General features: G+C 45.0%; 18 protein-coding genes. 17 read left to right on the top strand and 1 reads right to left on the bottom strand.

Annotation, left to right across the window (positions count from 1 at the left end):
• Window positions 1-34: 34 nt before the first annotated feature.
• Genes glp through moaE form a run of 3 tightly spaced genes read left to right on the top strand, consistent with a single transcriptional unit; the run spans window position 35 to window position 1,994 of the window.
• Complete coding sequence (gene glp / locus ICN35_RS03825; protein WP_216124535.1) at window positions 35-1,261, top strand: gephyrin-like molybdotransferase Glp; 1,227 nt, start codon at window positions 35-37, stop codon at window positions 1,259-1,261.
• Window positions 1,262-1,279: 18 nt separating this feature from the next.
• Window positions 1,280-1,537, top strand: coding sequence for a molybdopterin converting factor subunit 1 (gene moaD / locus ICN35_RS03820; protein ID WP_215296454.1), 258 nt, complete (start codon window positions 1,280-1,282; stop codon window positions 1,535-1,537).
• 1 nt (window position 1,538) lies between these two features.
• Window positions 1,539-1,994, top strand: coding sequence for a molybdopterin synthase catalytic subunit MoaE (gene moaE, locus ICN35_RS03815; RefSeq protein WP_216124423.1), 456 nt, complete (start codon window positions 1,539-1,541; stop codon window positions 1,992-1,994).
• 13 nt (window positions 1,995-2,007) lie between these two features.
• Here moaE and ICN35_RS03810 read toward each other — a convergent pair whose 3' ends face one another.
• Complete coding sequence (locus ICN35_RS03810; protein WP_216124422.1) at window positions 2,008-2,247, bottom strand: GIY-YIG nuclease family protein; 240 nt, start codon at window positions 2,245-2,247, stop codon at window positions 2,008-2,010.
• A gap of 105 nt (window positions 2,248-2,352) precedes the next feature.
• Between ICN35_RS03810 and clpB the strand changes: the two genes are divergently transcribed.
• The 14 genes from clpB to ICN35_RS03740 all read left to right on the top strand — a co-directional run bounded on the left by clpB (window position 2,353) and on the right by ICN35_RS03740 (window position 17,773).
• Entirely contained in the window at window positions 2,353-4,956 is a 2,604-nt protein-coding gene (gene clpB, locus ICN35_RS03805; protein ID WP_215296457.1) for an ATP-dependent chaperone ClpB, read from the top strand.
• 51 nt (window positions 4,957-5,007) lie between these two features.
• Window positions 5,008-6,243, top strand: coding sequence for an MFS transporter (locus ICN35_RS03800; RefSeq protein ID WP_216124421.1), 1,236 nt, complete (start codon window positions 5,008-5,010; stop codon window positions 6,241-6,243).
• Window positions 6,244-6,524: 281 nt separating this feature from the next.
• Complete coding sequence (aceA, locus tag ICN35_RS03795; RefSeq protein ID WP_216124418.1) at window positions 6,525-7,823, top strand: isocitrate lyase; 1,299 nt, start codon at window positions 6,525-6,527, stop codon at window positions 7,821-7,823.
• A gap of 101 nt (window positions 7,824-7,924) precedes the next feature.
• Window positions 7,925-8,365 (top strand): HIT family protein, encoded by a 441-nt coding sequence (locus tag ICN35_RS03790; protein WP_216124416.1) that lies wholly within the window; start codon window positions 7,925-7,927, stop codon window positions 8,363-8,365.
• A gap of 50 nt (window positions 8,366-8,415) precedes the next feature.
• Window positions 8,416-9,399: a TRAP transporter substrate-binding protein gene (locus ICN35_RS03785; RefSeq protein ID WP_216124414.1), complete on the top strand. Its 984-nt coding sequence runs from the start codon at window positions 8,416-8,418 to the stop codon at window positions 9,397-9,399.
• A 5-nt stretch (window positions 9,400-9,404) separates the two neighbouring features.
• Window positions 9,405-9,959, top strand: a complete 555-nt coding sequence (locus ICN35_RS03780) for a TRAP transporter small permease subunit (protein ID WP_216124411.1) — start codon at window positions 9,405-9,407, stop codon at window positions 9,957-9,959.
• Window positions 9,956-11,266, top strand: a complete 1,311-nt coding sequence (locus ICN35_RS03775; RefSeq protein ID WP_215296463.1) for a TRAP transporter large permease — start codon at window positions 9,956-9,958, stop codon at window positions 11,264-11,266. The genes ICN35_RS03780 and ICN35_RS03775 overlap by 4 nt, the downstream gene beginning before the upstream one ends.
• A 6-nt stretch (window positions 11,267-11,272) precedes the next feature.
• A complete protein-coding gene (locus tag ICN35_RS03770; protein WP_216124409.1) occupies window positions 11,273-13,036 on the top strand; it encodes an urea amidolyase family protein in 1,764 nt (587 codons plus the stop codon).
• Window positions 13,033-13,761 carry a 5-oxoprolinase subunit PxpA gene (locus ICN35_RS03765; protein ID WP_216124407.1) on the top strand — a complete coding sequence of 243 codons (729 nt, stop codon included), beginning with the start codon at window positions 13,033-13,035 and terminating at the stop codon, window positions 13,759-13,761. The genes ICN35_RS03770 and ICN35_RS03765 overlap by 4 nt, the downstream gene beginning before the upstream one ends.
• 71 nt (window positions 13,762-13,832) lie before the next feature.
• Window positions 13,833-14,504, top strand: coding sequence for a 3-oxoacid CoA-transferase subunit A (locus tag ICN35_RS03760; RefSeq protein WP_216124406.1), 672 nt, complete (start codon window positions 13,833-13,835; stop codon window positions 14,502-14,504).
• Window positions 14,501-15,163, top strand: a complete 663-nt coding sequence (locus tag ICN35_RS03755) for a 3-oxoacid CoA-transferase subunit B (protein ID WP_216124405.1) — start codon at window positions 14,501-14,503, stop codon at window positions 15,161-15,163. Before ICN35_RS03760 ends, ICN35_RS03755 begins: the two co-directional genes overlap by 4 nt.
• Complete coding sequence (locus tag ICN35_RS03750; RefSeq protein WP_370625656.1) at window positions 15,135-16,151, top strand: tripartite tricarboxylate transporter substrate binding protein; 1,017 nt, start codon at window positions 15,135-15,137, stop codon at window positions 16,149-16,151. The genes ICN35_RS03755 and ICN35_RS03750 overlap by 29 nt, the downstream gene beginning before the upstream one ends.
• Before the next feature lie 33 nt (window positions 16,152-16,184).
• Window positions 16,185-17,357 carry a thiolase domain-containing protein gene (locus ICN35_RS03745; protein WP_215296469.1) on the top strand — a complete coding sequence of 391 codons (1,173 nt, stop codon included), beginning with the start codon at window positions 16,185-16,187 and terminating at the stop codon, window positions 17,355-17,357.
• Entirely contained in the window at window positions 17,354-17,773 is a 420-nt protein-coding gene (locus ICN35_RS03740; protein ID WP_216124404.1) for a Zn-ribbon domain-containing OB-fold protein, read from the top strand. Before ICN35_RS03745 ends, ICN35_RS03740 begins: the two co-directional genes overlap by 4 nt.
• Window positions 17,774-17,778 lie beyond the last annotated feature (5 nt).

Genomic DNA, 17,778 nt, shown 5'->3' with positions numbered 1-17,778 from the left:
AGTAACAATCCATATTGCTATGACTAAGCCACCGATGTTGACTGCGCAGCAGGCTTTAGATCATTTACTCTCCCATGCCAAGCCAGTAGAGGAGAGTGAAAGCATTCCAATGCAAGCAACACTTGGTCGTGTACTTGCAGAAAACGTCAGTAGCTTGGTGGATGTGCCACCGTTGGATAACACTTCGATGGATGGTTATGCGGTTCGCACTGCGGATACCCAAAATTCTGGAAGTATCCTCAGAATCGCGCAACGCATCCCAGCAGGTTCAGTTGGCATTCAACTAGAGCCTGGTACGGCAGCACGGATTTTTACGGGAGCTCCCATACCTCCTGGCGCTGACGCAGTCGTTATGCAAGAAGATTGTGCCGTTCCTGAAGGGGTTGCGGATCAAGTGCAGGTCAATATTGCTCCAGTATCAGGCCAGTGGATTCGCCGCAAAGGTGAGGATTTAAGCGCTGGCAAAATGGCATTAACTGCTGGAACATATTTGCGCCCTCAAGAGTTGGGTGTAGCAGCATCTGCAGGATTAACTCACTTAAACGTGAAGCGTCGCGTGAAAGTGGCCGCCTTTTTCACCGGCGATGAATTAGCCTTACCAGGTGAACCTTTAAAGCCAGGTGGCATCTACAACTCCAATCGCGATACCTTATTAGCCTGTCTCCGATCCTTGGGTTGCGACGCTACCGATTTGGGGATTGTTCCGGATCGTTTGGATGCTACTCGCGCCGCATTGCGCAAAGCAAGTAAAGATCATGATTTGATTATTACTTCAGGTGGCGTGTCTGTTGGCGAAGAAGATCATATTAAGCCTGCAGTGAATGCTGAGGGTAGATTAGATCTTTGGCAGATTGCTATCAAGCCGGGTAAGCCATTAGCATTTGGTGCGGTTCGCAAATCGGATGAGCCAAAAGAGGGTGAGGCTTGGTTTATTGGATTGCCTGGCAACCCAGTATCTAGCTTTGTCACCTTTCTGCTGTTTGTGCGCCCTTTTATTTTGAAGTTGCAGGGGCGTGAGGCTAAGCTGCCACAGTCTTATTTAATGCGTGCTGATTTTGATTGGCTGAAAGCAGATCGTCGTAATGAGTTCTTGCGGGTAAAGATCAATGCAGTGGGCGGTTTAGATTTATTCCCGAACCAAAGTTCTGGAGTGCTCACTAGTGCTTCATGGGGCGATGGCTTGGTAGATTGCTCGCCAGGACAGCCCATCAAAAAGGGTGATATGGTCAAGTACATTCCTTTTGAAGCGCTTCTTAAGTAATCGGTTTACGATGCTCTAATGAAACTTGAATTACGATTCTTTGCCTCATTGCGTGAAGCCCTCGAGACTTCGCAAGAAAGCATTGATGCTCCAGCAACAGTTAAGACCATCGCTGATCTCAGAATCTTTCTGGCGCAACGCGGTGGAGCTTGGGCTCAGGCATTGGCCGAAGGAAAAGCGTTGCGTTGCGCACTCAATCAACATATGGTGGATGCAAATACAAGTTTGCAAGAAGGTGCTGAAGTAGCTTTTTTCCCACCGGTGACTGGTGGTTAATATGCCAATCAGAATTCAAGAAAACGATTTTGATCTGAGCGCTGAGATTGCAGCGCTTCGTCAGGGCGATCCAAGAGTGGGCGCAGTAGTCACTTTCTTGGGCACTGTCCGCGACATGAATGATGGCAGTCAAGTCAAAGAGATGACCTTAGAGCATTACCCCGGCATGACCGAAAAGGCCTTAGAAGAAATCATTACTCAAGCTAAAGCACGCTGGGACATATATCAAGCACTAGTCATTCATCGAGTTGGTGCGCTGTTACCAGAAGATCAAATCGTTTTGGTTGCTGTAACTAGCGCCCACAGAGGGGAAGCTTTTGCTGCTTGTGAATTTATGATGGATTACCTAAAAACTGCCGCCCCATTTTGGAAAAAAGAAGATACTCCTGGGGGTGCTCGCTGGGTAGATGCTCGTGTCACAGATGATGCTGCAATGGCGCGCTGGAAGAAGAATTAAAACCTCTTAAGTCCTATTTAAAAAATCCTAACTTTTCTGATCTTGGCAGTTGTTTTAATTTCATCTCGGCCTTAGAGGCCTCTGAGCGATCTGGGTGCTCTTGGGTCGCCAAGAGGATAACTGGTCTTCGTGACCGGGTGTAGCGAGCGCCTTGCCCTGAATTATGGGCTTCCAGGCGATGCTCCAAGCGATTGGTAATGCCAGCGTAGTAGCTACCGTCAGAGCACTCTAGTAAATAAACAAGCCAGGTCAAAATAGCTCACATTTAGGGTTAAAAAGGGCGTAAATAGCCTTGAAATTGTCATTATTGCCCTTATATTCTATAGATAGAAATACATGGAATACATGAGGCATAAAAATGAGAATAGATAAATTAACAACCAAATTTCAAGAGGCTTTAAGTGAAGCGCAAAGCATCGCTTTAGCTAAAGATAATCAATACATCGAGCCAGCCCATGTCTTGTTGGCAATGTTGCGTGACTCTGATGGATCTGCAAAGAGCTTATTAACCCGTGCAGGCGTCAATGTTCCAGGCCTTGAAAAAGGCGTGGAGAAAGTCATTAGCAATTTGCCTGAAGTGCAGGGTACTAGTGGTGAAGTGCAAGTGGGTCGTGATTTGAGTAATTGGCTCAACCTATGCGAAAAAGAGGCGAATAAGCGTAATGATCAATTTATCGCTGGCGAGTTGTTCTTGCTAGTGGTGGCTGATGATAAGGGCGAGCTTGGCAAGGTAGCCCGCGAGAATGGTTTAAATCGTAAATCGTTAGAGGCGGCTATTGATTTAGTACGCGGAGGGGAATCAGTGAATAGTGCAGATGCTGAAGGTCAACGTGAAGCCTTAAAAAAATACACAATCGATTTAACTGAGCGCGCTCGTATGGGTAAGCTCGACCCCGTCATTGGTCGTGATGATGAGATTCGTCGCACCATTCAGATCTTGCAACGTCGCGGTAAAAACAACCCAGTGTTGATTGGTGAGCCTGGTGTAGGTAAAACCGCCATTGTGGAAGGCTTGGCACAGCGAATTGTGAATGGCGAAGTACCTGAGACTTTAAAAAATAAACGTGTCTTAGTTTTGGATATGGCTTTGTTATTAGCAGGCGCTAAGTATCGAGGTGAATTTGAAGAGCGTCTGAAGGCGGTCTTGAGTGATGTAGCTAAGGACGAAGGTCAAACCATCATCTTTATCGATGAAATTCATACGATGGTAGGTGCTGGTAAGGGGGATGGCGCAATGGATGCCGGCAATATGCTCAAGCCTGCATTAGCGCGTGGTGAATTGCATTGTATCGGTGCGACCACTTTAGATGAATACCGCAAGTACATTGAGAAGGACGCTGCACTCGAGCGCCGCTTCCAAAAAGTGATGGTCGAAGAGCCCAGTGTTGAAGCGACGATTGCGATCTTGCGTGGATTACAAGAACGCTATGAGCTCCATCATGGAATTGAGATTACCGATCCTGCGATCGTTGCTGCTGCAGAGTTATCCCACCGCTACATTACCGATCGTTTCTTGCCAGATAAGGCAATTGATCTGATTGATGAGGCGGGTTCACGTATTCGGATGGAAATTGATTCCAAGCCAGAGGTGATGGATAAGCTCGAGCGCCGATTAATTCAGCTCAAGATTGAGCGTGAGGCCGTTAAGAAGGAAAAAGATGAGGCTTCACAAAAGCGTCTTGCTTTGATTGAAGATGAGATCAAGCGTCTAGGTGCTGAATATGCAGACCTAGAAGAGATCTGGAAAGCAGAGAAGGGTGCTGTATTAGGCGCTGCCAATCTGAAAGAAGAGATTGAGAAAGTGCGCGGAGAAATTGCTAAGTTGCAACGTGAAGGCAAGCTAGAGAAGGTCGCTGAATTGCAATATGGCAAATTGCCAGAGCTTGAAGCGAAGCTTAAATCTGCAACTGCTGCTGAAGCAAAGGGCGGTAAAGACGGCGTTGTCAAGAACAAGTTGTTACGTACTCAAGTAGGCGCAGAAGAAATCGCCGAAGTCGTTTCTCGTGCGACGGGTATTCCGGTATCGAAGATGATGCAAGGTGAACGTGACAAACTTCTCAAGATGGAAGAGTTGCTGCATAAGCGCGTAGTTGGCCAAGAAGAGGCTATCCGTGCAGTATCCGATGCTATCCGTCGCTCGCGCGCTGGCTTGGCTGAAGAGAATCGTCCTTATGGATCATTCTTATTCTTGGGGCCAACAGGTGTTGGTAAGACAGAGCTGTGCAAAGCCTTAGCTGGCTTTTTATTCGATAGTGAAGACCACTTGATTCGGATCGATATGAGTGAGTTCATGGAGAAGCATAGCGTTGCCCGTTTGATTGGCGCGCCTCCAGGCTATGTTGGTTACGAAGAGGGAGGCTACTTAACAGAGCAAGTCCGCCGTCATCCATACAGCGTCATCTTGTTTGATGAAATCGAAAAGGCGCACCCAGATGTCTTTAACGTCCTTTTGCAAGTACTTGATGATGGCCGTTTAACGGATGGTCAAGGCCGCACTGTAGATTTCAAGAACACTGTGATCGTGATGACGAGTAACATTGGCTCTCATTTAATTCAGTCAATGACGGATAAGAAGCAAGCTGAAATTAAAGAAGCCGTATTTGAAGAGTTAAAGAATCATTTCCGTCCAGAGTTCTTGAATCGAATTGATGAGATTGTGGTGTTCCATGGCTTGGACAAGGCTAATATTGCTAATATCGCAAAGATCTTGCTCAAAAACTTATCGGATCGTTTGGCTAAGGTCGATATGCAGCTTGAGGTTAGTGATGCAGCCTTAAGCAAGATTGCGGAAGTCGGTTTTGATCCAGTATTTGGTGCGAGACCACTGAAGCGTGCCATTCAGCAGCATATTGAGAACCCCGTTTCCAAGATGATTTTGGAGGGTAAGTTCGGTCCTAAGGATGTTGTGCCAGTGGATGTCGATAAAAAAGGCGACTTTAGCTTTACTCGTCAGGTTCACTAGTACTCCAATAGTATTTCTGCAGGAATATTCCTGCGCCAGTAAACTCGACACATGACTGTTGCGCTTAGTAGGCGTGCCAGTGATGTCCGGGTGATTGGTCTTATTAGCCTGGCGCACGGCAGCTCACACTTCTTTCATTTAGTTCTTCCTCCCATGTTTCCATGGTTGAAGGACGCATTTGCTCTGAGCTATGCTGAGCTTGGCTTACTGATGTCCATCTTTTTTGTGGTCTCCTGTGTTGTGCAGGCATCCTCAGGATTTTTAGTCGATCGTATTGGGGCTAGACCAGTTTTATTTGCAGGGGTCGGTTTACTTGCGCTTGCAGCCTTAACGTATTCTCAAAGTAACGGCTATCTCATGTTGATCATGGGCGCTGTCATTGCTGGATGCGGTAATGGCATCTTTCACCCAGTTGATTACACTCTGATCAATCATAAAATTTCTCCACCAAACTTACCTTATGCCTATTCTATGCATGGGGTAACAGGTTATTTGGGATGGGCTGCCGCACCTGCATTTATGGTGGGTATTGCGCAGCTTTCTGACTGGCGTATTGCTTTCCTATCGGCCGCTTTGCTTGAGGTCATCATTCTCGTGATTCTTTGGGTTAATAAAAACCAGTTACTAGATAACGTCAAAGAGCGTCATGAGAGTAGCCATGCCAGTGCTCAAGCTGCCAATCCTGGTGGTGCACCAGAGAGTGCATTTGCTTTCTTAAAATTGCCAGCTGTGTGGTTTTGCTGGATGTTCTTTTTCTTTAGCATGGCATCCACTTCAAGCTTACAGTCTTTTGCCCCAAGCGCACTCTTTAGTATCTATGAGTTGCCATTAACGACGGGTAGTTATTACATTACGCTTCTGGCATTGGGTAGCGCTGGAGGTGTTTTGTTCGGAGGGTATTTAGCTGCTAAATTGCAAGCCCCAGAGCGCATAGTGTCAACTTGTTTATCTGTGACGGTAGTCATGTGCTTGCTGCTAGCTACGGGCTTTATTTCGCTTGAACTGATTCCAATTATTTTCTTTGCGCTAGGTTTTGGATACGGTGTAGTGGCACCATCACGAGATCTATTGGTTAAGAAAGCAACGCCGCAAGGCGTAGCGGGTCGTGTGTATGGGATTGTTTATTCAGGCATTGATTTGGGTGCAGCAGTGGGACCTTTTATCTTCGGTCTCTTTATGGATGCTGGATTGCCGAAAGCCTTATTCATTGGCATTGTGGTGTTTCAGCTGATGATTATTCCCACGGTCTTTAAAGTCTCTTCAGACATTGCTCCTAAAGCAAAATAGCGACTGTTTAATATTTCATGATGTGAAATATTATTACACTGAGTAAAATGCAGTGCAATATAAACAAGGCAACTCAATTTCGTGCCATGGTCAATCATTTCGTATTGCAAAATAAAATTTATAAGTAATTGAATTTAAAGAGTTAAATAATTGATATAAAGTTGTTAATTCCCCTTTCCACATTTTTTAAACTCTCTAAACTCTTATATAAGACATAAGACTTGAATGGGTCTTAACCGGTCTCAAATTTTGAAGTACTTGTTTAACTTAGGGAGAAAACCATGGCAGATCGCAAAGCAGAAATCGCAGCCTTACAGAAGGATTGGGATACCAACCCACGTTGGAAAGGTATTACTCGTGGTTATACGGCTGAAGATGTTGTCCGTCTTCGTGGCTCATTGAAGATTGAGCACACTTTAGCCAAGCACGGCGCAGAACGTCTTTGGGAGTTGGTGAATAACGAAGCTTATGTCAACTGTTTGGGAGCCTTGACTGGCGGTCAAGCGATGCAACAAGTGAAAGCTGGCATTCAGGCAATTTACTTATCTGGTTGGCAAGTTGCTGCTGACGGGAATTCATATGCAGCGATGTATCCTGATCAATCCTTATATCCAGTCGATTCAGTTCCAAAAATGGTTGAGCGTATTAATAACTCATTCCAGCGTGCTGATGAAATTCAGACTGCAAAAGGAATCAACAAAGGCGATGTTGGTTATATCGAGTACTTTGCGCCGATCGTTGCTGATGCTGAAGCAGGTTTTGGTGGAGTATTAAATGCATTTGAATTAAGTAAAGCATTAATTAAACAAGGTGCGGCTGGCATCCACTTCGAAGACCAATTATCTTCGGTGAAAAAGTGCGGTCACTTAGGTGGCAAGGTATTGTTGCCAACGACAGAGTCTGTACAAAAGTTGATCTCTGCACGTTTAGCTGCTGACGTGATGGGTGTGCCAACGATTATCCTGGCTCGCACCGATGCTGAAGCTGCTGACTTATTGACCTCTGACTATGATGAAAACGATAAGCCATTCTTGACTGGCGAACGTACCCCAGAAGGTTTTTATAAAACACGTAAGGGCTTAGATCAGGCAATCTCACGTGGTCTGGCATATGCTGCATACGCTGATATGGTTTGGTGTGAAACAGGTACGCCTGATCTTGATTTTGCTCGTAAATTTGCTGAAGCCATTCGTGCGAAGTTCCCAGGCAAGATGTTGGCTTATAACTGTTCACCCTCTTTCAACTGGAAGAAAAACTTGGATGATGCAACGATTGCGAAGTTCCAACGTGAGTTGGGTGCGATGGGTTACAAATATCAATTTATTACTCTCGCTGGCATCCACTCGATGTGGTACAACATGTTCGACTTGGCGCAAGACTACTCTAAGCGTGGCATGACTGCTTATGTTGAGAAAGTGCAAGAGCCCGAATTTGCTGCCCGTGACCGTGGTTACACATTCGTTTCACATCAGCAAGAAGTGGGTACCGGCTACTTCGACGATGTCACTACCGTCATTCAAGGTGGTAAGTCATCTGTGACTGCGTTGACTGGTTCTACTGAAGAAGAGCAATTCCATTAAGAATCCCTAAGCAGTTTTGAAGTAGTAGCACCCTTACTACTGCGGCATCTAAATTACCCCACAAGGGTGACTTAGATGCCGTTTTCGTATACATTCTTCCCATGGCAAATTGCGTACTCTGTAAAGACGATCTCAAACCCAAAGAGGGTGAACTCATTTGGCGCGGTGATGACTGTCGAGTCATTCTGGTGAATGACCCTGATTTACCAGGATTCTGTCGTGTGATTTGGAATCGGCATATCGCAGAGATGTCAGATCTCACTTATGGTGAGCGTGAGCATGTCATGAGCCTGGTATTTGTAGTTGAAGAGGCAGTGCGTCATGTCATGCATCCAGACAAGGTCAATTTAGCAGCCTTAGGTAATATGGTCCCGCATATTCATTGGCACATCATTCCAAGATACCAAGATGATGCTTTTTTTCCAGCTTCGGCCTGGTCAGCTAGAACTCAAGAGATCTCGAAATCCACATTAGAGAGTAGAAGGGCGCTGTCTAAGCAGCTGCCATTAGCAATTAAAGAGGCAATTTCTCAGTTATATTAGTATTAAATTTAAGCAATACCCTCCCTCATAAAATTCAACTGGAGACAAAAATGAGTTTGCAATTCATAAAGCATTCCAAGTCCTTGTTTGCTGTGTTATTTGGCTTTTGGGTTCTGAGCGCTCAAGCCCAAATTAAATGGGATTTGGCAAGCGCCTACCCAGTTAGCAATTTTCATACAGAAAATCTGCAGCAGTTAGCTGCTGACGTAGAAAAAGCTACAGGGGGCTCGTTAAAAATTGTTGTGCATCCTAATGGCTCTCTGTTTCCTGCAAATGGAATTAAGCGAGCAGTTCAAACTGGGCAGGCGCAGATGGGAGAAGTTTTAATCTCCGTACTTGCTAATGAGAATCCGATTTTTGGCGTCGACTCCATTCCATTCTTAGCAACAAGTTATAAAGATTCTGAAAAGCTTTGGAAACTTTCAAAAAATGCTACAGAGTCTGCGCTGCAAAAACAGGGTTTGAAAGTAGTTTATGCGGTACCTTGGCCTCCGCAAGGTCTTTACTCCAAAAATCCAATTAACTCTGGCGCTGATATGAAGGGCTTGAAGTGGAGAGCCTACAACCCAGCGACATCGAAGATTGCAGAATTGGTTGGCGCTCAGCCAGTAACAGTTCAGGTTGCTGACTTAGCGCAAGCGATGGCAACAGGAACGATTAATTCAATGATGACTTCTGGTGCTACTGGCGTAGATATTAAAGCTTGGGAGAGCTTAAAGTATTACTATGAAGTTGATGCTTGGTTGCCTAAGAATATTTTGATGATTAATCAAAAAGCTTTTGACTCCTTAGATAAACCCACTCAGACTGCATTATTGAAAGCATGTGCTGAAGCTGAAAAACGGGGCACAAAAGTTTCCGAGGAAAAAACCAAGCTTTACAACGAAACTTTGGCAAAAAATGGCATGCTTGTGCAAAAGCCATCCACCCAATTAAAGAATGATCTAGATAGGGTGGGTCGCATTATGGTCGCTGAGTGGATTCGAAGCGCAGGCGATGAGGGTCAAAAAATTATTGAAGACTTTAAGAAATAAAATTGATGCCAGCCTTGCGAAGTCTGTATGGTCGTTTGCTTGATGGTTTAATTCATTGGGCCGCCGTTTTGGCGGCCTTATGCATTCTGAGTATTTGTGTTTTGATGGTATCAATGTCGTTATCCCGAGAATTTGGTATTAATCTGCGTGGCGCTGATGATTTGATTGCTTGGTTCTGCGCTGCATCTGCATTTTTAATTTTGGGGCAAACCTTTCAGCATGGCGGTATTGTCAGAGTCGAAATATTTTTAAGTAGACTTGGCCCAATCTGGAAAAATCGCCTGGAGATATTTAGCCTTGCAGTTATGTCTGGATTTTGCTTGTTTGCACTCTTAGCTTTTTCATTATTTGTCTATCAGAGTTGGGAATTTAATGATGTTTCTCAGGGTCAAATCATTGTGTCACTCTGGATTCCTCAGATTTTTGCTGCGCTGGGATGCTTGATATTTTTCTTAGCAGTTTTAGATGAGTTTTTTAGAGTGCTACGTGGAGGTAAGCCTCGTTATCAGCAAATGGCTGAGGAGCGTTTAAGCGCTGGCGATTTTGGAGAGACTCTTTGAGTATTACTGTAATCGCATTGATATTGTTGGTATTGATGACCTTCTTATTGCTGATGGGGATTTGGATTCCAGCAGGCGTAGCAATTACGGCTTGGTTTGGCTTAGCTGTCTTTTCTGATAAAGACACCATGATGAATTTGGCTAATGTCTGGTGGAATTCAAGTTCATCCTACACTTTGGCCTCACTTCCATTATTTGTTTGGATGGGAGAAATTTTATTTAGAACAAAGCTCTCAGAACAAATGTTTACTGGATTATCTCCTTGGCTGAATTGGTTGCCAGGTAGGTTGATGCATGTGAATATTTTGGGTTGTGGAATTTTTGGCTCTGTATCTGGATCATCTGCTGCAACGTGCGCGACGATTGCAAAATCTGCTCTGCCTGAATTAACTAAGCGTGGTTATGACGAAAAGATTACCCTGGGGTCCTTATCCTGCGCTGGTACTTTGGGAATTTTGATTCCCCCGTCAATTACGATGGTGGTCTATGCTGTAGCAGCAGATCAATCCATCATTCGTATTTTTTTGGCAGGATTTATACCCGGCGCTATCTTGATGGGCTTATTCTCCGGGTACATCATTGTTTGGGCGCTACTCAATCCCGATAAGACGCCTCCTGCAGAAAAGTATTCTTGGCAGCAGCGCATTCATTCAATTGGGCAATTAATACCCTGTACTGCCTTAATTATCTTTATTGCATGGTTGATGTTGGCTGGATACTCGACTGCAACTGAGGCTGCTGCTTATGGGGTAGTGGGGTCGTTGATTTTAGCGGCAGCTGGCAGAAACTTATCATGGAGTAATTTTTGGCAAAGTCTTCTATCGGCTACAAGGCTGACTGCAATGATTATGTTTGTTTTGGGGGCGACCTCTTTTTTGTCAATTGTCATGAGTTACACCGGAATCCCAAGGGGGCTTGCTGAGTGGGTACAAAGTATGCACCTTTCACCTTGGGCCCTTATTTTTGTTTTGACAATTATTTACATCTTATTGGGAACGGCATTAGATGGCATTTCAATGATTGCCCTAACAACGGTAACTGTCCTGCCTATGGTTCAGCAGGCTGGATTTGATTTGGTATGGTTTGGGATCTTTATTGTCTTGTTGGTCGAGATTGCAGAAGTGACGCCACCGGTTGGTTTTAACTTATTTGTTTTGCAGAGTATGACCGGCAAGGATAGTAATTACATCGCTAAGGTCTCGCTACCTTTTTTTGGCATGATGGTATTGGCGGTGGCTTTAATCACCATTTGGCCTGATTTGGTGACATGGTTGCCTGATCAGTTTTTGCAAAAAGAAATTAAGTAATGACCGATGGCTTTAAAGAGTTCTCAAAAGTCTTCTGGTGAAATCAATATCTTAGATGTGGGTGATGCAGCCCTCTTAGTCGATTTTCGGGGGCAAAGTAATGCGCTGACTAAAGTTCATCAATTGTGTGAGCTTTTATTGTCCAATTCTCCTCCTTGGTTGCTCGACGTTATTCCGGGTATTGACAGTCTTTTAGTCTGTTTGAATTTTGAAAGCTTTGAATTTGCGCAGACACGTTCGAGTGCGCGGATTGCTTTACAGGCTGCTCTCAAAGACATTTCCAGCTCAAGTAAATTACCAAAAAAAAATGAGCTGACATATCGTATTCGAGTTTGCTACGACCCTGAGGTGGCTCCTGATTTATTAAGTAGTGCGCAAAAATGTAAGATGACGGTTCGGGAATTTATCAATCGACATAAAAACTCAGAAACATATGTCGACATTTTGGGTTTTATGCCTGGTTTTGCATACTGTAGCGGCTTAGATCCAGCCTTAAGATTGCCTCGCCTTGAATCCCCGCGGACTGCCGTGCCAGCTGGGTCTGTGGCTATTGCTGAGTTACAGACTGGGCTGTATCCAAAATCTACTCCAGGGGGCTGGAACGTTATTGGGAGAACGCCAGATATCTTGTTCGACGCTACAAGAGTGCCACCTAATTTATTGACCCCCGGCGCTCGAGTTGAATTTATTGAGATCAGCTTAGATGAATATAAAAAGATTCAATTAGAGGCAACGCAAAACTCCTCGCAATTAGAAAATTTAGTACTAAGTAAAGTCAATACAGTTGATGTTATTACCTCTGGTACTTTAACCACCATTCAGGATCTTCCGCGCCATGGTTATGCACATTTAGCACTTAGCTCGGGTGGCCCCGTCGATGCAGATAGCGCAGCTTTAGCAAACGCACTCATTGGTAATCCAACAAGTGCCGCAGGGCTGGAGATTACAGGCATTGGGCCTCAATTGTTGTTTCATACTGATACTTGGGTTGCTTGGGTGGGCGCCTATTGTGAGGCGAAAATTGATGGGAGGCGTGTCTTTGGTAATCGCCCAATCCGAATTCATCAGGGTCAAATCCTTCGTTTTTCCTCAATGCAACAAGGCTATAGAATTTTCTTGGCGATTGCTGGAGGCATTCTGACGAAATCTATTCTGGGGGGCGGTAGTTCACATTTGAGTTCGGGTATTGGAAGTAAGCCGATACAAAAAGGGGATGTCCTCTATTTATCGCAACCTCATTATTCTGATGAAAAGCCACTACTAGAAAATATGATGAAGCGTGGTGCGGACTCTACGAAGTGGTTTATTGCTTCTCCAAGCATTCCTACTCATGAAGCTCAATTTATTGCAGCAATCCCAAGCTTGCACTTGGATTTACTCAGTGATCAAGATCAAGAATTGCTTTGGAAGACGGTTTGGACGGTTTCATCGCAAAGTAATCGTATGGGCATGCGATTGGATAGTCACTTCAAAATTTCTAGTTCTATTGCTGGCATACCTTCGCAAGGTATCTGGTTTGGCACGGTTCAGTTACCACCTTCTGGAAAGCCAATCTTGATGTTATCGGAACATCAGACTACGGGTGGCTACCCTAGATTATTAGAGGTAGTGCGCTCTGAACGTTCAAAATTGGCACAATTAAAGCCTGGAGATAAATTCCAATTTATAAGAGCTACACTGGAAGATGCCGATAAGATAAATGCTTTGTACTTTGCTAACCAGATTAAAACCTTGAATAATATTGAGTCTGTTCTATTGGGTAAGTTATGACAAAGAAAATTGATCTTAATTGCGATATGGGTGAGGGGTTTGGGGTCTGGCAGATGGGCGATGACTTTTCGCTGCTCGACCACATAGACTCTACCAATATTGCTTGTGGCTGGCATGCTGGTGATCCTGAACGGATGAAAAATTTAGTCGCCGCTGCAATTCAGAAAAATGTTTTTATTGGGGCTCACCCGAGCCTGCCAGACTTAATTGGTTTTGGTCGAAGAGAGATGGCCATTACCCCTAATGACGCCTATAACTACGTGATTTATCAGGCAGGGGCTCTGAAAGCTTTTATTGATTCCATGAATGGCAATTTGCATCATGTCAAGCCACATGGAGCTCTTTATAACCAGGCCGCCAAAGATATAGAGTTGGCTAAAGCAATTGCTTTGGCTGTCAAAGATTTGGGAGGAGATGTCATTTTGTATGGCTTAGCAGGTAGTTGCTATGTTGAAGCTGCAAATGCGGTAGGTGTTCAATTATGGCAAGAGGTTTTTGCGGATAGACGTTATACCTCTCAAGGATATTTAGTGCCACGCTCTGAAGTAGGTGCATTAATAGAGGATGAAGATGAGGCTGCGCAGCAAGCTGTTCGGATGGCTTCTAGCAACGAAGTGCTCTCGATTGATCAAAAGCTTGTCAAGCTACAGGCCGATACACTTTGCATTCACGGAGATGGTCCCTCCGCCCTTGATTTTGCAAGAAAGATCAGATCTTTACTCTGATGCATTAAATTAGTAGAAATTGGGCAAAAAGCTGAAAAGCGGTACCCATAAAAAATAGATGGAGACAGGTAGTGATAGACAAAATCATTCCTAGCGTGGCGCAGGCTGTGCAGGATATTAGTGATGGCTCAACCATTTTGGTTTCGGGTTTTGGTGGTGCAGGCCTCCCCATTTACTTATTGGATGCTTTAGCAGAGCAGGGCGGGAAGAATCTGACGATCGTCAGCAATAATGCCGGCAACTCTGGCATTGGCATATCCAAATTGATTGGAGCTGGACAGGTTAAGAAGATGGTTTGTTCTTTTCCCCGTCAACCAGAATCTGGCGCATTTGATGATCTCTATCGTACGGGTAAGATTGAATTAGAACTTGTTCCTCAAGGCACTCTAGCAGAACGTATTCGTGCTGGTGGTGCAGGTATCGGTGGTTTTTATACACCAACGGGCTTTGGTACCGAGCTTGCGAAGGATAAAGATATGCGCGTAATTGACGGTGTGAATCATATTTTTGAAACTGCCATTAAAGCGGACTATGCATTGATAAAAGCTGACAAAGGTGATCGTTGGGGAAATCTAACCTATCACCGTACTGGTCGCAACTTTGGTCCGATTATGGCTACAGCCGCTCGTTGCACCATTGCGCAAGTCAATGAAGTTGTCGAGCTCGGCACATTAGATCCAGAGAATGTAGTGACTCCCGGAATTTTTGTAAAACGCGTGGTACCTGTTGGAGGTAAATCATGATTGATCTCTCTAAAGTACAAAAGCGTTCAACCGCCGACATTGCCAAGCGCATTGTTCAAGATATACCAGACGGTGCTCATGTCAACTTGGGTATTGGTCAGCCCATGACGATTTGTAATTATTTACCTGCAGATAAAGAAATCTTGATGCATTCTGAGAATGGACTGCTTGGTATGGGCCCATTAGCGAAAGACCATGAAATCGATGAAGAGTTGGTGAATGCAGGTAAGCAGCCTGTCACCATGTTACCTGGCGCCTCGCTATGTCATCATGCCGATTCCTTCGTGATGATTCGTGGTGGGCATATTGATATCTGTGTATTGGGTGCCTTTCAAGTTTCTGTCAAAGGCGACATTGCAAACTGGCGAACTGGTGACCCTAAGGCAATTCCAGCCGTGGGCGGTGCAATGGATTTAGCTCTTGGTGCCAAGAAGTTATTTGTGATGATGGAGCACCTGACTAAGTCAGGGGAATCTAAGTTCGTTCAAGAATGCACTTATCCTCTCACTGCTTTGGCAGCGGTAGATTGCATCTACACCGACTTAGCAACGGTTGCTGTAACACCAGAAGGTTTAGTGGCGGTCGATTGGGTCGATGGCCTTAGCTTTGAAGAATTACAAGAGCTAAGTGGTGTACCAATGCGTCAGCCTGAGAAATAATTTGGTTTCTAGCTTGCAATCTAAAAAGTTTTTCTCAGCCCTGATATTTTGGATGGGATTGAGTTCGGCCCTTGCTGCTGATAGCGTATCCACGTATCCCAATAAACCTATTCATTTAATTGTTGGCTTTTCTCCTGGCGGCTCGGCTGACACAGTAGGGCGCGCCCTGGCAGAAGGCTTATCGAATCGACTGGGGCAAGCTGTTGTGGTTGAGAATAAGGCCGGCGCTAACGGCAATATTGCTGCAGAGTTAGTGGCTCGCTCTGCTCCAGATGGCTATACCTTGTATTTCCCATCCATTGGTCATGCAGTGAATGCGTCTCTGTATAAAAACTTGCCCTATGACCCGGTGAAGGATTTCACAGCCATTGGTGGAGTATTTTCAGCTCCCAATATCCTAATCGTTCCAGCGAACTCACCCTATAAATCAGTTGGTGAATTGATTGCAGCAGCTAGAGCAAACCCTGGCAGACTGACCTTTGCCTCTAGTGGCAGCGGAACATCTGTCCATCTCTCAGCCGTGCTATTTGAAAAAATGGCTAAGATTGACATGATTCATGTGCCATACAAAGGCACTGGCAGTGCCATGCCTGATGTGATCTCTGGTCAAGTAGACATGAGTTTTCCGAACTTACCAAGTGGTCTGCCCCATGTGAAGTCGGGTAGTTTAAGGGCGCTAGGGATTACTACTGCAAAACGATCAAGTGCTGCACCCAATATTCCAACCATCGCAGAATCTGGCTTGCCTGGTTATGACATGGCAACCTGGTATGGCTTGGTTGCTCCTGCAAACTTACCAGTAGAGATTCGTAATCGCTTGAACAAAGAATTGCAAAGTATTTTGGCGGATCCTAAATTTAAGGATAAGCTGATTGCACAGGGTGCTGATCCCATGCCAGGAACATCCGAACAGTTTTCTACCTTCATTAAAAGTGAAATTGAAAAGTGGCGTAAGCTAATTGCGCAATCACAAATTACGATTGATTAATGATCGATTTAAGGGTTTACTAAAGGAAGATTCATGTCATTTACATCCAATGCCTGTATTGCTGGAATATATGAGCATCCCCTCAGGGTAGCGCCCGATCATACGGTTGCTCAGCTGCATGCGGAAGTAGCGCGTGGGGCTTTGCAAGACGCCGGCCTAACACTAGATGATGTCGATGGTTATTTTTGTGCAGGTGACGCGCCTGGTATGGGTCCTGTATCCATGGCAGATTATTTAGGTTTGAAAAAACTCACGTATTTAGATTCAACGGATACTGGTGGATCTTCCTATTTAACCCATGTGAACCATGCCGCTCGTGCGATTGCAGCAGGCCAGTGCAAGGTAGCTTTAATTACCTTGGCCGGACGGCCGAAGTCTGAAGGCTCTAGCGGTACACAAGTTCGTAGTCAATGGGCTAGTGCTCCTGATTTTGCTTTTGAAAAACCGTATTCACCAGCGCCATTAAATACTTATGCCATGTGTGCTATGCGCCATATGTATGAGTTTGGTACTACCAGTGAGCAGCTTGCATGGATCAAGGTAGCAGCTTCACATCACGCACAACATAACCCTCATGCAGCGTTGAAAGATGTTCTGACTGTTGAAGATGTCTTGAACTCCCCAATGATTGCTGATCCTTTACATCGTGCTGACTGCTGTGTAGTAACAGATAGCGGCGGTGCTTTGGTCGTAGTTCATCCCGATATTGCGAAGACCTTGAAAAAACCGGTAGTGACCATGATGGGTGCCGGTGAAACGACGAAAGGTCAGATGGGTGGCAAGGTCGACCTTACTTATTCTGGGTTAGCTTGGGCTGCACCCTTAGCATTTAAGGAGGCCAAGTTAACACCTGAGCAAATTCGGTATGCATCTATTTATGACAGCTTCACCATTACCGTCCTGATTCAGTTGGAAGATCTAGGGTTCTGTAAGAAGGGTGAGGGTGGCAAGTTTGTTGAAGGTGGTCAATTAATTTCAGGCAAAGGTCAGTTAGCTTTTAATACCGATGGAGGCGGCTTATGCAATAACCATCCAGCTAATCGCGGTGGTATGACAAAAGTCATTGAAGCAGTCAGACAGTTGCGTGGTGAAGCACATCCAGCAGTACAAGTCCCCAATTTAGAGTTTGCACTTGCCTCAGGTATTGGTGGCGCACTGGGTACTCGTCATGGTGCAGCAGTATTAATTTTAGGGAGACTGTCATGAGTCAAGTAAATGAAAAAAATTCGGCTAATACAGAATATCGTTTGCCAAGCCCAGTTGCTAATCCTGAAAATAAGGCTTTCCTAGAAGCTGCGCAGAACAACCAATTGGTCTTAAAGCATTGCAATGCTTGCAAAGAAGTACATTACTATCCACGTACGATCTGTCCGCATTGCGGCAGTAACGATACGACTTGGGTGAAATCTGCCGGCCTGGGTGAAATCTACTCCTATACCGTGATGAGACGTGGTGTCGAAGTGCCGTTTGCGATGGCCTATGTGCGCTTAAATGAGGGCATCTCCATACTGACTCATTTGACTCATTGCGATTTTGATTCGATTCGCGTTGGGCAAAAGGTGAAGGTGGTATTTCAGGAAACACAAGATGGGCAAAAAACCCACCTCTTTGAACCGGTCTAAAAAGG

Origin of the sequence: Polynucleobacter sp. es-GGE-1, assembly GCF_018882005.1 — a bacterium.
Taxonomy (GTDB): Bacteria; Pseudomonadota; Gammaproteobacteria; order Burkholderiales; family Burkholderiaceae; genus Polynucleobacter.
This window is presented reverse-complemented; position numbering and strand designations above follow the sequence as displayed.